Source organism: Qipengyuania sp. BR81-2, from assembly GCF_055693895.1.
The window spans coordinates 2,344,305-2,358,077 of record NZ_CM146344.1 but is presented as its reverse complement, the minus strand read 5'-3'; the positions used below and the strand labels follow the sequence as shown (position 1 = coordinate 2,358,077).

Genomic DNA, 13,773 nt, shown 5'->3' with positions numbered 1-13,773 from the left:
CGGCTTCACCCAAGCGTGTCGCCCGCTCGAGGACTTCGTCCGGCGCATTGCGATAGGCCGGCGCAGGAATTTCCTCGTTCCACTTCGCACCCACTGCATTGTCGAGCAGGATGCGCTGGAAACAATGGTCGAAGCGTATCGGCCACTCGCGCAAGCTGGCAAGCCCGGGCATGCGCTCGCGCGTCAGGTCGAACCATTTTTCGGTCAATGCATCTCGTCCCATGAAAGGATAACGCCTCAGCTCGTGACGAGTGCCCTCGCCCCGGCTTCTCCCAGCCACCTTGCGTCGACTCCCAGACCGTGCGCAGGCGTTCTTCTGACAAGGCGAGCTCCGGCGCGTCTGTGGCGACCAGCGTGCCTTCCGACAGCACCAGGACGCGGTCGGCAAAGTTCATCGCATGGGCTAGGTCGTGGAGGACGATGACGACACCGCATCCGATGTCCGCCGCTGCGCGCAAATGCGAGATCAGCGCGAGCTGGTGGCCGAGATCGAGTGCCGCCAGCGGCTCGTCGGCGAGTATCCAGTCGGGCTCGCCAGCAAGGACCCGTGCGAGCAGGACGCGCGCCGTCTCCCCGCCCGACAGCGACTGCGCGCGGCGGTCGGCGAACTCGGCAAGGTCGAGCGCAGCCAGCGCCCTGTCCACCGGCTCGGCAAGATGATCGCCATGCGGCATGCGCCCGAGCTCGACGAGACTGCGGACCGACACGTCCCAGGCGATTTGCGCAGATTGCGGCAGGTATCCGATCCTGCGCGCCCGCTCGCGGGGATGCAGGCTGGCAAGATCCTGCTCGCCGATGACGACTTCGCCGCCGTCGGGCACGAGCAGTCCGGCGAGCACTTCGAGCAGCGTAGACTTGCCCGCTCCATTGGGGCCGCAGATCGCGGTGATCTTGCCCGGCTCGATCCGGCAATCGACACCCTGAAGGCGATCTTCGACCGAAAGGTTCATGGTCCCGAGCATCAGGCCAATCCTTTCCGCATGCGCAGGAGGAGCAAGAGGAAGAACGGCGCCCCCAGCAGGCTCAGCGCGATTCCGAGGCGAAGCTCGGTGACCAGCGGCAGGACGCGCACCACGCTGTCGGCCACGAGCACGAGCAAGGCGCCTGCAAGGGCGCTCGGGATGATCAACTGCGACGGCCTGCGATCGGTCAACGGCCGCACGAGATGCGGCACGATCAATCCGACGAAGCCGATGATCCCCGCCACCGCGACGCCCGCGCCGACGGTGAGACCGATGCCGAGCACGAGGAGCCAGAGCAGGCGTGTCGTATCGACACCCAGCGAGCGCGCCACCGGCTCGCCGAGCGTGAGCGCGTCGAGCGAGCGCCCGCTGCGCCACAGAAGCGCGATACCGACCAGCACCAGTGGCGCGGCAAGCCACACCTCGCGCCAGCTGCGGTCGGTCAGCGCGCCGTTTAGCCAGAGCACGATCTGGCTCATCGCGAAGGCGTTGGGGGCCATGCTTATCGCAAGCGCGGTCAGTGCTCCGGCCAGGCTCGCCACCATGAGTCCGGCAAGCGTGAAGAGTGCGATCCCGCCGGTGCGCCCGGCAATGGCAGCCAGCAGCGCCATCGCCCCGCCCGCGCCAATCAGGGCGAAGAGCGGCAGCAACCATGCGCTCGCCGTGAAACCGAACCACAGCGCCACGACTGCACCCAGCGCGGCACCCGGCGCGATGCCGAAAAGGCCAGGATCGGCGAGCGGGTTGCGCAAATAGCCCTGCATCGCCGCACCGGCAGCGCCGAGACCGCCGCCCACGACAATCGCCAGCAGGGCGCGCGGCAGGCGCAGTTCTGCGAGGATGAGCGTCGCGTTTGGGGTCGTCGCCGGATCGATCCAGACCCGTCCGGCCATCAGCGAAAGCGGGACTGCCACGAGCAGCAGCAGCGCGAAGACGAGTGCGGCGCGGTTCATGTCAAACTCCCGCGGATCTCGGCGAGCCTTCCGGCGGCCTCGATGATCGTCGGGCCGCCGCAATAGAGCAGGCGCGTGTCGAAAGTCTCGCGGCGCAGGCCCGGGAGCGTGTCGAGCACCGGATGTTCCTGTCCCGTCTCACTGCCCGCCACGAGCAGCACGTCGGGCGGGTCGGCCACTACTTGTTCGAGGGGGAGGTAGTCCGCCTGGGCCAGACCACGCTTGGCTGAATAGCTGCCGAAGCCGGTCCGCCGCATCAGGTCGCTGACCAGCGCGCCTTCGCCCGGCACGATCCCGCCCGGCTGCCAGAGCACGGCCTCGATCGTGTCGCCATCTGCTGACAGGTCCGCGATCGCCTGTTCAATTTCGCCGACCAGCACCTTTCCGGCCTCGTCCTTGCCCGCAAGCGCGGCCAACCTGCGCACCTGCGCGATGCTGTCATCGACAGTGGCGGCGGCGCCGAAGGTCTCGACCGTGAAACCAAGCTCCACCAGCGCATTGCGGGTCGCCGGCGCGATGAAGGTGCTGGCAATCACAAGGTCGGGTTCGAGCGCGATGATCTCCTCAACCGTCCCACCTGTCGCAGGAAAGCGCGCCGCCTCATCCTCGCTCATCGAGCTCGCGCGCGGGTCCTTGCTGTAGTGCGATATGGCGAGCAGCTGGGCAGGGGCGGCGACCTTGGCGAGGATCGCATCGGTGCAGGGATTGAGGCTGACGATGGTCGGCCCGCTCGCGCTTCCTGACGAAGGGCCGCCGCTGCCCGCGCAACCGGCGAGCAGCAGGCCCATCGCCGCCGCGAGCGGCTTCACATCCTGGCCCTCACTCCGGCGAAGACGCCTGTGCCGGGGGTCCCGTAGCCGGTGACCGTTTCATACTCGGTGTCGAAGACATTCTCGACACGGCCGAAGACCTCGAAATTGTCGCCGAAGGCGAAGGAGGCGCGCAGGTCGACCAGCTCGTAGCCATCGATCGGCGTGAAATTGCCCGCGTCGTTGAAGCTGTCGCCCACGATGCGCAGGTCCGCGCCGAGGCTCAGCCCGAATTGCGATTGCCAGTCGGCGAAGAAGGTGCCGGAATTGCGCGGACGGCGGGCCAGTTCGTTGCCCGTCATGCGGTCTTCGGCATCGACCAGCGAATAGACGCCCGACAGGCGCAGCTCGCTAGTCAGGTCGATCCCGGCCTCTGCCTCGATGCCCTGCGAACGCGCCCGTACCACATTATCATAGGTGCCGAACTGTCCCGGGCTGCAGGGCGTGGGTGCAACGCCGCTGCAGAAAACGAAATCGATCAGGTTCTCACTGTCGCGGCGAAACGCGGTGAGCGAGAAATAGCGACCGATTTCGCGGCGACCCGTCTCGATACCGATATCGACGCTCGTGCTCTGTTCGGGCTCGAGCGCGCGGTTTCCGAAGTCGGAGAACAGCTGGAACAGCGAGGGAGCCTTGAAGCCCTCGCCAACACTCGCGCGGACGCGCCAGCCGTTGGAGAGCACATAGCTCGCATCGGCGCCGAAGCTGGTCTCACTGCCGAAATAGTCATGATCGTCGACGCGCGCGCCTGCGTGGACGGAGAGGTTGCCCATCACCCAGCCCATCTGCGCGTAGACGCCTTGGATATCGGCCTGGGCGAACTGGTCGAAGGTCGTCTCGTACTGGTTGCGCTGGTAGTCGTAACCGAAGGCAGCCGTCAGCCCGCCGACAAGGCGGTATTCGCCGCGAATGTCGGCCCGCTCCATCTGGCCCTTGCTTTCGAAAGCAACCGTCCGGTCCTCTCCGCGGTTGGTGCGATCCGTGTCCGCGCGGCTGTAGCGGGCGCGCAGGGTAAGGTCGGTACCGTAATAACTAAGCCCGATATCCCCCCAGTAGCGCAGCGTTTTCTGCGTCTCGCCCGTATCGGCCAGCGCGAAGGACGGTGCCGGGAAGCCGTCGATGTCGAGCTGGCTTTCACTCATGTTGAGGTGGCCGGAAAGCTCGAGATTATCGGCCACGTCGTAGAAGGCAGTGATGCCCGTGGCCATCTGCGTGAAGCCGTCGTCCTCGACACCGTTTGCGGCACTGGAGAATCCGTCGGTCGCATACCACGAGCCGGTCAGGCCGACGTAGAACTTGTCGTCGCTCACACCGCCGAGCGCGCTGGCGAATACCGAACCCCGCGAGCCCGCTTCGAGGCTGCCCTGGAAGCCGGTATCCGCGCGGGTGGAAATGTCGATCACCCCGCCGATCGCGTCCGAACCCCAGATCGTGGAGTTGGAGCCGCGCAGCACGTCGATCTTGGACGCCGTGCCGGCCAGGAGGCTGCCGAAATCGAATCCGCCTGCCGGTGCGGAAGGGTCAGCGACGGGTACGCCATCGACCAGCACCAGCACCTGTTCGGAGCCTGCACCGCGCAGGTTCACCCCGGTGAACCCGCCCACCCCGCCGTTGCGCGAGAAGGTGAGACCCGGAACGCGTGCGAGGACGCGGGTCGGATCGGCACCCTGCACCGAGACGATTTCCTCACGCGAGATGACAGTTACGGGCTGGCCGGTATTGCGGATGTCGGTGCCCAAGCCGTTGGCCGTGACAGTAATCGAAGCGGTCGGATCGTCGACTACAGGAACAGGCTCGACCTGACCTCTCGGCGGCTGGCCATAGTGAGCCTGGTCGGCGGGTTCAGCGGCATCCTGCGCGGCGATGATCTCTGCCAGCGCATCCTCGGTCGAGATCCTGCGCGAACGCGGCGCCGGGTATCGCCGATGCAGTCAGTAAAAACAAATACTTAGTCACTCAAACCTCCAATCATGAACGCATACGCCGTCCATGACGGGAGAGAGCCGGTTTGCCCCCATCCCCGCATGCCATCGGTACACCCCGCCCGCGGCCGAACGACTGGTACAGGCAGGTCTCCTGGCTCGCCGGATCTTCGCTTGCCCGCCGCCTTCCCGGCCCGAAGGCCAGTGGCATATGGCGGGATCGCTCCCCGGTCACAGTTGCGGGGGCAGCCGGGGCATTGAACCCCGTTCCCTCTTAGGGGCAGCTTTCGCTACCCAACCCGTTCCAATTCGCCCGCAATAACGGTGTTGGTCCGCGGCGACAAGTTCCCACGCGCAACGATCATAACCCCGAGCGCAAGATTTACATCTTCTCAAGCATGATGCGGAACCGATGTTTAGCGAGGTCGCGTCTAGACAGGTCCCACGAGCCGGACCGGGCTTGGTCGCACCGGTCCCTGCCTTCGGGGAGAAAAGAACAATGTCCGTCCATTTCGCAGCCGCGCGCTGCACCACGCGATCGCCGCTCGCCCGCATCCTCGCCAAGAAGCCTTGCGGCAAGCCGGCCAACGACAATGGCAATGCGGCGCTGGCTCCGATCATCGACCAGCGCACGCGCGATGCGCTGCTGCATTTTGCCGCGCACGGCCTCGATGCCGCCAATGTCGCCGCCCGCCAGGCAGAGACTGCCGCTGCGATCGAAGACAGCGAAAGCTACGATCGCTGGCTCGGCATTTGCGACGCGCTCGACACGCGCGAAGCGGCCCGCGTGCGCGCAGCTTCGCGCGACGATTACCTGATCGGCTGACACTTCCAGGATATCCCCAGAAACGCGACTGCGGGTCTTGCCGGCCATAGAGCCGCGCAGGCCCAGCAGCGTGCGCGTCGCGGAACCGGATCGTTTCCCGTGCGCTCTAGGGATATCCGCAGTAATTCCCACGCTTATTGCTATTGCGAACCAGTTGCAAAGATAGTTCGGATATCCGACCTTTTGACGGTTGCATTCACCGACTACGAGGCCTAGGTCGCGAGCCGAAACACCGGGCGCGCGCACCCACGCGGGACACTTTGCGCAAGCCAGATCGGTCGGACATATCGGTCCCGCGCTGTTGGAAGGACGTCTTACTCCTATGGCACGCAAGAAGATCGCGCTCATCGGCTCCGGCATGATCGGCGGCACGCTCGCCCATCTCGCCGCAAAGAAAGAAATGGGCGACATCGTCCTGTTCGACATCGCCGAGGGCATGCCGCAGGGCAAGGCGCTCGACCTAAGCCAGTGCGGCCCGATCGAAGGCTTCGATGCAAAGATCACCGGATCGAACGACTATGCCGACATCGCAGGCGCGGACGTCGTGATTGTCACCGCCGGCGTGCCCCGCAAGCCCGGCATGAGCCGCGACGACCTGCTCGGCATCAACCTCAAGGTGATGAAGTCGGTCGGCGAAGGCATCAAGAACAATTGCCCCGACGCATTCGTGATCTGCATCACCAACCCGCTCGATGCGATGGTCTGGGCACTGCGCGAATTCAGCGGCCTGCCGCACAACAAGGTCGTCGGTATGGCCGGCGTTCTCGACAGCGCGCGCTTCGCCACCTTCCTCGCCTGGGAATTCGACGTGTCGGTGAAGGACGTGAACGCATTCGTCCTCGGCGGCCACGGCGACACCATGGTCCCCGTCACCAGCTACACCACGATCAACGGCATCCCGGTGAACGACTTCGCCAAGATCAAGGGCGTGTCGGAAAGCCGCATCGATGAAATCGTCGACCGCACCCGCAAGGGCGGCGGCGAGATCGTCGGCCTGCTCGGCAATGGCTCGGCTTACTACGCACCGGCCACCAGCGCGATCGCGATGGCAGAAGCCTACCTCGGCGACCAGAAGCGCATCCTGCCTTGCGCCAGCTACGTTGAAGGCAAGTACGGCCTCGACGGCCTCTATGTCGGCGTGCCTACCATGATCGGCGCAGGCGGTACCGAGGAAGTGATCGAAATCGATCTCTCGGACGAGGAAAAGGCCAACCTCAAGGTCTCGACCGACGCGGTCGAAGAGCTGCTTGAGGCTTGTAAGGGCCTGGACAGCTCGTTGGCGTGATTGATGTAATCGCCTTCAGCCTTGGAGCGGCGCTGTATCTCGGCTTGATGTTTTGGCTCGGGACAAGGCGACATTCGACGTGGGCGATTGTGATTAGCATTCCGACAATAGCGGCATTGATCGCTAGCCACCTCGACACTTCACCGTCTGAAAATTGGCTCTTTAAGTATGCCCCGCTACTGGCGATGACACAGCTTATATCGGGCGTAGTTTCCTACCTATCCGGCAAAGCCTTAGCCAGCCATTCCCCCAATCCACAGGGACCAGAATCATGAGCATCCTCGTCGACAAGAACACCAAAGTCATTACCCAGGGAATGACCGGCAACACCGGCACTTTCCACACGCAGCAGGCGCTCGATTACGGAACCAAGATGGTCGCTGGCGTGACCCCCGGCAAGGGCGGCACCGACCACATCGGCCTGCCGCAGTTCAACACCGTAGCCGAAGCCAAGGCCGAAACCGGCGCGACCGCTTCGTGCATCTACGTACCGCCGCCCTTCGCGGCCGACGCCATCCTCGAGGCTATCGATGCCGAGATGGAACTCATCGTCGCCATCACCGAGGGCATCCCCGTGCTCGACATGGTCAAGGTGAAGGCCGCGCTGACCGGTTCGAAGTCGCGCCTCATCGGTCCGAACTGCCCCGGCGTCCTGACCCCGGAAGAATGCAAGATCGGCATCATGCCCGGCTCCATCTTCAAGAAGGGCAGCGTCGGCGTGGTCTCGCGCTCGGGCACGCTGACCTATGAAGCCGTCCACCAGACCACCATGGTCGGCCTCGGCCAGACCACGGCTGTCGGCATTGGCGGCGATCCGGTCAACGGTACCAACTTCATCGACGTGCTCGACCTCTTCCTCGACGACGACGACACCAAGTCGATCATCATGATCGGCGAAATTGGCGGCAGCGCGGAAGAAGAAGCGGCTGCCTTCATCAAGGAACAGGCTGCCAAGGGCCGCAAGAAGCCCATGGTCGGCTTCATCGCAGGCCGCACGGCACCTCCGGGCCGCCGCATGGGCCATGCCGGCGCCATCGTCTCGGGCGGCCAGGGCGGCGCGGACGACAAGATCGCAGCGATGGAAGCAGCGGGCATCCGCGTTTCGCCCTCGCCCAGCGAGCTTGGCACCACGCTTGATGCGATGCTGAAGGAACTCGCCTGATCCTCAGGCGCTCCCTCCCTAGCGAGGTACGATAATGGGTAACGAGAGCCAGAACTTCCTGCCCGAAATGGGCGACCAGGAAGGGCCGCAGCAGGGTCCCAGCTGGGGCAACCCCCGGTGGCTGGCAGAAGTGGTCGACAGCGGCGCGGACCTTACCGCGGCGCTCGACCCGACGCAGATGCGCATGGCGGTCAAGGCCGCGGCGGAAAAGGCTGGCAAGGCCACCGATCCCAAGGCGATCGAGCAGGCGGCCGACGACAGCATCAAGGCGATGCTGTTGGTGCGCCTTTACCGTGTGCGCGGGCATCTTGCAGCCGATCTCGACCCGTTAGGCCTCTCGCACCGCGAAGTTCCAGAAGACCTGACGCTCGAATGGCACGGCCTTGCCGGCCAGGAGGGCCGCGAGGTCTATGTCGGCGGCGTATTCGGCTTCGAATGGGTCACCGTCGGCGATCTCTTCCGCGTCCTTCGCGAGACCTATTGCGGCAAGGTCGGCCTCGAATACATGCACATCTCGGACACGGAGGAGCGCCGCTTCCTCCAGGACAAGTTCGAGACCCCCGAGGACACGATCCAGTTCACCGAGGAAGGCAAGCGCGCCATCCTCGCAGCCGTGATCCGCGGCGAGCAGTACGAGAAGTTCCTCGGCAAGAAATACGTCGGCACCAAGCGCTTCGGCCTCGATGGCGGCGAATCCATGATCCCCGCGCTCGAGGCGGTGATCAAGTACGGCGGCCAGCTCGGCGTGCGCGAGATTATCTACGGCATGGCCCACCGCGGCCGCCTGAACGTGCTCGCGAACGTGATGGGCAAGCCCTACAAGGTCATCTTCCACGAGTTCTCGGGCGGTTCGTCCAACCCCGACGATGTCGGCGGTTCGGGCGACGTGAAGTACCACCTCGGCACCAGCACCGACCGTTCGTTCGACGGCATCGATGTGCACATGAGCCTGGTACCCAACCCCTCGCACCTCGAGGCGGTGAACCCCGTCGTGCTCGGCAAGAGCCGCGCGCAGCAGGCCATTCGCGACGACCTCAAGAAGCACGAGCAGGTCCTGCCGGTCCTCCTCCACGGCGATGCGGCCTTCGCCGGTCAGGGTATCGTGTGGGAGTGCCTCGGCTTTTCGGGCGTGCGCGGCTACAACACGGGTGGCTGCCTACACTTCGTCATCAACAACCAGATCGGCTTCACGACGAGCCCGCAATTCGCGCGCTCCAGCCCCTACCCCAGCGATGTCGCCAAGGGCGTCCAGGCACCGATCCTCCACGTCAATGGCGACGATCCGGAAGCGGTGACCTTCGCCTGCAAGCTGGCCGTGGAATACCGCCAGAAGTTCGGCCGCGACATCGTGATCGACATGTGGTGCTATCGCCGCTTCGGCCATAACGAGGGCGACGAACCGAAATTCACGCAGCCGCTGATGTACGACGCGATCCGCGCGCATCCCAAGGTGAGCGAGCTTTACACCAAGCGCCTCGAGGAAGAGGGCGTGATCAAGAAGGGCTATGCCGACGGGCTGATCGAGGAATTTACCTCGCATCTCGAAGACGAATTCGCCGCCGCCAAGGACTACAAGCCCAACGAGGCCGACTGGTTCGGCGGTCGCTGGGCAGGCATGAACAAACCGGCCGATCCGGAAACCGCGCGTCGCAACGTGGAAACCGCGATCGACAAGAAGCTATTCGACAGCCTCGGCCGCACGCTCACCACCGTCCCCGAGGAAGTGACGATCCACAAGACGCTGGGCCGCGTGATCGACGCCAAGCGCGAGATGTTCGAGAGCGGCGAAGGCTTCGACTGGGCGACCGGCGAAGCGCTCGCTTTCGGCAGCCTCGTGACCGAGGGCTTCGGTGTGCGCCTGTCGGGCCAGGATCTCGGGGCGTGGTACGTTCAGCCAGCGCCACGCCGTCTGGATCGACCAGAAGGACGAGCGCAAGTACATTCCGCTGACAACTCTGCCGCACGGCAAGTTCGAGGTCTATGACAGCCCGCTGTCCGAATACGGCGTGCTCGGCTTCGAATACGGCTTCGCCATGGCGGACCCCAAGAGCCTCGTGATGTGGGAAGCGCAGTTCGGCGATTTCGCCAATGGTGCACAGATCATGATCGACCAGTTCATCGCCGCCGGCGAAGTGAAATGGCTGCGCGCCAACGGCCTCGTCCTACTGTTGCCGCACGGCTACGAAGGTCAGGGCCCCGAACACAGCTCGGCGCGTCTCGAACGCTTCCTCCAGCTGTGCGCGAACGACAATATCCAGGTCTGCAATATCACCACGCCGGCGAACTACTTCCACGTGCTTCGCCGCCAGATGCTGCGCCCGTTCCGCAAGCCGATGGTCATCATGACCCCCAAGTCGCTGCTCCGCCATCCGCTGGCGAAGTCGAGCGCCGAGGAGTTCATGGGCGAACATCACTTCATGCGTATCAAGTCCGACATGAAGGACATCGACGACAAGAAGGTGAAGCGCCTCGTCCTGTGCAGCGGCAAGGTCGCCTACGACCTGATGCAGCGCCGCGATGAAGCGGAGCTGGAAGATGTCTCGATCGTGCGCATCGAGCAGCTCTACCCCTTCCCCGGCGAACCGCTGGCCGTGCGCATCGAGCGCATGACCAATCTCGAAGAGATCGTCTGGTGTCAGGAAGAGCCCAAGAACAACGGTGCATGGTTCTTCGTCGATCGCCTGATCGAGGAAGCGGCCACCAAGGCAGGCAAGGAAGGCATGCGCCCGACCTACGCCGGCCGCGAAGTCGCCGCATCACCCGCCACCGGCTATGCCAGCCGCCACCAAGTTCAGCAGGAAGCGCTCGTGAATATCGCGCTCGGCCTGAACGGCGGCAAGAGCAACTGATCGAGGCCCGAAGAGGAAAGCAATCACCATGGCCACCGAAATCAAAGTCCCCACGCTCGGCGAGAGTGTCACCGAAGCCACCATCGGCGAGTTCCTGAAGAACGTCGGCGATGCCGTCGCGGTGGACGAGCCGATCGTTAGCCTCGAAACCGACAAGGTCGCCGTCGAAGCGCCCTCGCCCGTCGCCGGCGTGATCAAGGAGTTCAAGGTTGAGGTCGGCGACACCGTCGAAGTCGGCGCAGTTCTCGCCATCGTCGAGGAAGGCGCTACCGGCGCAGCCACCGGCGAGGAAGCCGGTCGTGCAGCGCAGGAGCGCCAAGAGGGAAAGGAAATCCGCGAGGAAAAGGGCGAGGCAGCCTCCTCCGACGCCTCGCAGACGCTTTCGCCCGCCGTGCGCCGCGCGGTCCTTGAGCATGGCGTCGATCCCTCGACCATCAAGGGCACCGGCAAGGACGGCCGACTGACCAAGGAAGACGTGATCGCCGCTGCCAAGGCCAAAGGCGATCCGGCACCCGCCCCGGCTCCTGCAGCCTCGGCACCCGCTCCGGCACCTGCAGCCACCGGCGAACGCCGCGAGGAACGCGTCAAGATGACGCGCATGCGCCAGACGATCGCAAAGCGCCTCAAGGGCGCGCAGGAAAACGCCGCGCTGCTCACCACCTTCAACGACGTGGACATGAGCGCGGTCATCAAGGCGCGCACCAAGTACAAGGACCTCTTCGCCAAGAAGCACGACATCCGTCTCGGCTTTATGGGCTTCTTCGCCAAGGCCGCCTGCCTTGCGCTGAAGGACGTGCCCGCGGTGAACGCCTATATCGAGGGCGACGAGATCGTCTATCACGACTACGTCGACATCTCGGTCGCCGTGTCGGCGCCCAACGGCCTCGTGGTCCCGGTTATCCGTGACGCGCAGGACAAGGGTTTTGCCCGCATCGAGAAGGACATCGCGGACTTCGGCAAGCGCGCCAAGGAAGGCACGCTGACGATGGAAGACATGAAGGGCGGCACCTTCACCATCTCCAACGGCGGCGTGTTCGGCTCGCTCATGTCGACCCCGATCATCAACCCGCCGCAGAGCGCCGTCCTCGGCCTCCACCGCATCGAGGACCGCCCGGTCGTCGTCGACGGCGAAATCGTCATCCGCCCGATGATGTACATCGCCCTGTCCTACGACCACCGCCTGATCGACGGCCGCGAGGCGGTCACCGCACTCAAGATCATCAAGGAAGCGATCGAAGATCCGACCCGGATGCTGATCGACTTGTGAGGATGATCAGCATGAAAAAGCTGGTGGTTGCATTTCCTGCTCTTCTTGTACTGTCCGGTTGTGACGTCGCATCGGGAGTTGCGGAGGATGTGATCTCAGGTGAACCGCGCGCACTCGACTTGGCGAAGTGCGAGGTATTCATGGAAAGCGCAGGTGTCGCGTCGGAGAAAGTCGATGCAGCTTGCGAATGCGTGGCAGATAAGGTTGCGGAAGACCTTGATGCTAATGACCAGGCCAATATTGACGCCGCCCGGGTCGAAGAATTTATAGAGATTTGTGTGCAGGATAGCGGCGATACCGCGCCTGCGGAGGAATGATATGGCTGAATACGACTACGACGTCCTCGTCATCGGTGCTGGCCCGGGTGGCTATGTCGCCGCGATCCGCGCTGCGCAGCTGGGCCTGAAGACCGCCTGCGCCGAAAGCCGCGAGACACTGGGCGGAACCTGCCTCAACGTGGGCTGCATCCCCTCGAAAGCGATGCTGCACGCCAGCGAATTCTATGATGCTGCCAAGAACGGCGCCATGGCCGAAATGGGCATCGAGACCAGCCCCAAGCTCAACCTCGACAAGATGCACGAGCAGCGCCTCGACGCAGTCGACGGCCTGACCAAGGGCATCGAATTCCTGTTCAAGAAGAACAAGGTCGACTGGAAGAAGGGCCACGCCACCTTCCAGGATGCGCATACGGTCAAGGTGGGCGACGAAACGGTCACCGCAAAGGACGTGATCATCGCCACCGGCTCCTCGGTCACACCGCTCCCGGGTGTCGAGGTCGACAACGACAAGCAAATCGTGGTCGATTCCACCGGCGCGCTGCAGCTTGCCAAGGTGCCGAAGAAGATGGTCGTCATCGGTGGCGGCGTGATCGGGCTCGAGATGGGCTCGATCTGGAACCGTCTCGGCGCAGACGTCACCGTGGTCGAATTCCTCGACCAGCTGCTTCCCGGCATGGACGGCGACGTGCGCAAGGAAGCAGCCAAGATCTTCAAGAAGCAGGGCATGGAGCTCAAGCTCAAGACCAAGGTCACCGGCTGCACGGTCAAGGGCAAGAAGGCGACGCTCACGCTCGAACCGGCTGCCGGTGGTGACGAGGAAACGCTCGAAGCCGATTGCGTGCTGGTCTCGATCGGCCGCCGCCCCAACACTGAAGGCCTCGGCCTCGAGAATATCGGTCTCGAAGTAAACAAGCGCGGCCAGATCGAAACCGACCACGATTTCCGCACCTCTGTCGACGGCGTCTGGGCCATCGGCGACTGTGTCCCCGGCCCGATGCTCGCGCACAAGGCCGAAGACGAAGGCATCGCCTGCGCGGAAAACATCGCAGGCCAGACCGGTATCGTGAACCACGACATCATCCCGGGCGTGGTCTACACCCTGCCCGAGTTCGCCGGTGTCGGCCTGACGCAGGAAGAAGCGCTCGAGAAGTTCGGCGGCGACAAGAAGGCCATCAAGGTCGGCAAGTTCCCGATGATGGCAAACAGCCGCGCCAAGACCAATCACGAGCCCGACGGCTTCGTGAAGGTGATCGCCGAGGCTGAAAGCGACCGCGTGCTCGGCGTGTGGTGCATCAACAATGTTGCCGGCACCATGATCGCGCAGGCCGCACAGGCGATGGAATTCGGCGCTACGAGCGAAGATATCGCCTACACCTGCCACGCCCACCCGACGCATTCGGAAGCGCTCAAGGAAGCGGCGATGGCCGTGCAGGGCAAGCCGATCCACATCTGACCGGAGA

At 64.1% G+C, this 13,773-nt stretch carries 10 protein-coding genes, 1 pseudogene and 1 riboswitch; of the genes and pseudogenes, 7 read left to right on the top strand and 4 right to left on the bottom strand.

All coding sequences use genetic code 11. The features are described from left to right. Positions 1 to 5 precede the first annotated feature (5 nt). Genes ACZ1G8_RS11960 through ACZ1G8_RS11945 form a run of 4 tightly spaced genes read right to left on the bottom strand, consistent with a single transcriptional unit; the run spans position 6 to position 4,463 of the window. A complete protein-coding gene (locus ACZ1G8_RS11960; RefSeq protein ID WP_472679583.1) occupies positions 6 to 962 on the bottom strand; it encodes an ABC transporter ATP-binding protein in 957 nt (318 codons plus the stop codon). Continuing rightward, entirely contained in the window at positions 962 to 1,915 is a 954-nt protein-coding gene (locus ACZ1G8_RS11955; protein WP_472679582.1) for a FecCD family ABC transporter permease, read from the bottom strand. The genes ACZ1G8_RS11960 and ACZ1G8_RS11955 overlap by 1 nt, the downstream gene beginning before the upstream one ends. Next, the gene (locus ACZ1G8_RS11950) at positions 1,912 to 2,724 is read right to left on the bottom strand and encodes an ABC transporter substrate-binding protein (RefSeq protein ID WP_472679581.1); all 813 of its coding nucleotides are present in this window, start codon (positions 2,722 to 2,724) and stop codon (positions 1,912 to 1,914) included. Before ACZ1G8_RS11950 ends, ACZ1G8_RS11955 begins: the two co-directional genes overlap by 4 nt. Then, the gene (locus ACZ1G8_RS11945; protein ID WP_472679580.1) at positions 2,721 to 4,463 is read right to left on the bottom strand and encodes a TonB-dependent receptor plug domain-containing protein; all 1,743 of its coding nucleotides are present in this window, start codon (positions 4,461 to 4,463) and stop codon (positions 2,721 to 2,723) included. The genes ACZ1G8_RS11950 and ACZ1G8_RS11945 overlap by 4 nt, the downstream gene beginning before the upstream one ends. A 310-nt stretch (positions 4,464 to 4,773) precedes the next feature. Then, positions 4,774 to 4,964: riboswitch (cobalamin riboswitch) on the bottom strand. Between the two features lie 181 nt (positions 4,965 to 5,145). On the opposite strand from ACZ1G8_RS11945, the gene ACZ1G8_RS11940 reads away from it, so the two are divergent. From ACZ1G8_RS11940 to lpdA, 7 genes and pseudogenes are all read left to right on the top strand, one after another. Continuing rightward, complete coding sequence (locus tag ACZ1G8_RS11940) at positions 5,146 to 5,472, top strand: hypothetical protein (RefSeq protein ID WP_472679579.1); 327 nt, start codon at positions 5,146 to 5,148, stop codon at positions 5,470 to 5,472. 322 nt (positions 5,473 to 5,794) lie between these two features. Continuing rightward, positions 5,795 to 6,757, top strand: coding sequence for a malate dehydrogenase (gene mdh / locus ACZ1G8_RS11935; protein WP_472679578.1), 963 nt, complete (start codon positions 5,795 to 5,797; stop codon positions 6,755 to 6,757). 271 nt (positions 6,758 to 7,028) lie between these two features. Then, the gene (gene sucD / locus ACZ1G8_RS11930; protein WP_472679577.1) at positions 7,029 to 7,919 is read left to right on the top strand and encodes a succinate--CoA ligase subunit alpha; all 891 of its coding nucleotides are present in this window, start codon (positions 7,029 to 7,031) and stop codon (positions 7,917 to 7,919) included. 34 nt (positions 7,920 to 7,953) lie between these two features. Further along, a pseudogene (locus tag ACZ1G8_RS11925) lies at positions 7,954 to 10,768 on the top strand (2-oxoglutarate dehydrogenase E1 component). 28 nt (positions 10,769 to 10,796) lie between these two features. Further along, positions 10,797 to 12,035 (top strand): 2-oxoglutarate dehydrogenase complex dihydrolipoyllysine-residue succinyltransferase, encoded by a 1,239-nt coding sequence (odhB, locus tag ACZ1G8_RS11920; protein ID WP_472679576.1) that lies wholly within the window; start codon positions 10,797 to 10,799, stop codon positions 12,033 to 12,035. Between the two features lie 11 nt (positions 12,036 to 12,046). After that, a complete protein-coding gene (locus ACZ1G8_RS11915; protein ID WP_472679575.1) occupies positions 12,047 to 12,352 on the top strand; it encodes a hypothetical protein in 306 nt (101 codons plus the stop codon). Position 12,353: 1 nt separating this feature from the next. Continuing rightward, positions 12,354 to 13,766, top strand: coding sequence for a dihydrolipoyl dehydrogenase (lpdA, locus tag ACZ1G8_RS11910; protein WP_472679574.1), 1,413 nt, complete (start codon positions 12,354 to 12,356; stop codon positions 13,764 to 13,766). Positions 13,767 to 13,773: the final 7 nt, after the last annotated feature.

Coding starts and splice junctions, on each gene's coding strand:
- ACZ1G8_RS11960 (WP_472679583.1), bottom strand. CDS start 962: ATGCTCGGGACCATGAACCTTTCGGTCGAAGATCGCCTTCAGGGTGTC.
- ACZ1G8_RS11955 (WP_472679582.1), bottom strand. CDS start 1,915: ATGAACCGCGCCGCACTCGTCTTCGCGCTGCTGCTGCTCGTGGCAGTC.
- ACZ1G8_RS11940 (WP_472679579.1), top strand. CDS start 5,146: ATGTCCGTCCATTTCGCAGCCGCGCGCTGCACCACGCGATCGCCGCTC.
- mdh (WP_472679578.1), top strand. CDS start 5,795: ATGGCACGCAAGAAGATCGCGCTCATCGGCTCCGGCATGATCGGCGGC.
- sucD (WP_472679577.1), top strand. CDS start 7,029: ATGAGCATCCTCGTCGACAAGAACACCAAAGTCATTACCCAGGGAATG.
- odhB (WP_472679576.1), top strand. CDS start 10,797: ATGGCCACCGAAATCAAAGTCCCCACGCTCGGCGAGAGTGTCACCGAA.
- ACZ1G8_RS11915 (WP_472679575.1), top strand. CDS start 12,047: ATGAAAAAGCTGGTGGTTGCATTTCCTGCTCTTCTTGTACTGTCCGGT.
- lpdA (WP_472679574.1), top strand. CDS start 12,354: ATGGCTGAATACGACTACGACGTCCTCGTCATCGGTGCTGGCCCGGGT.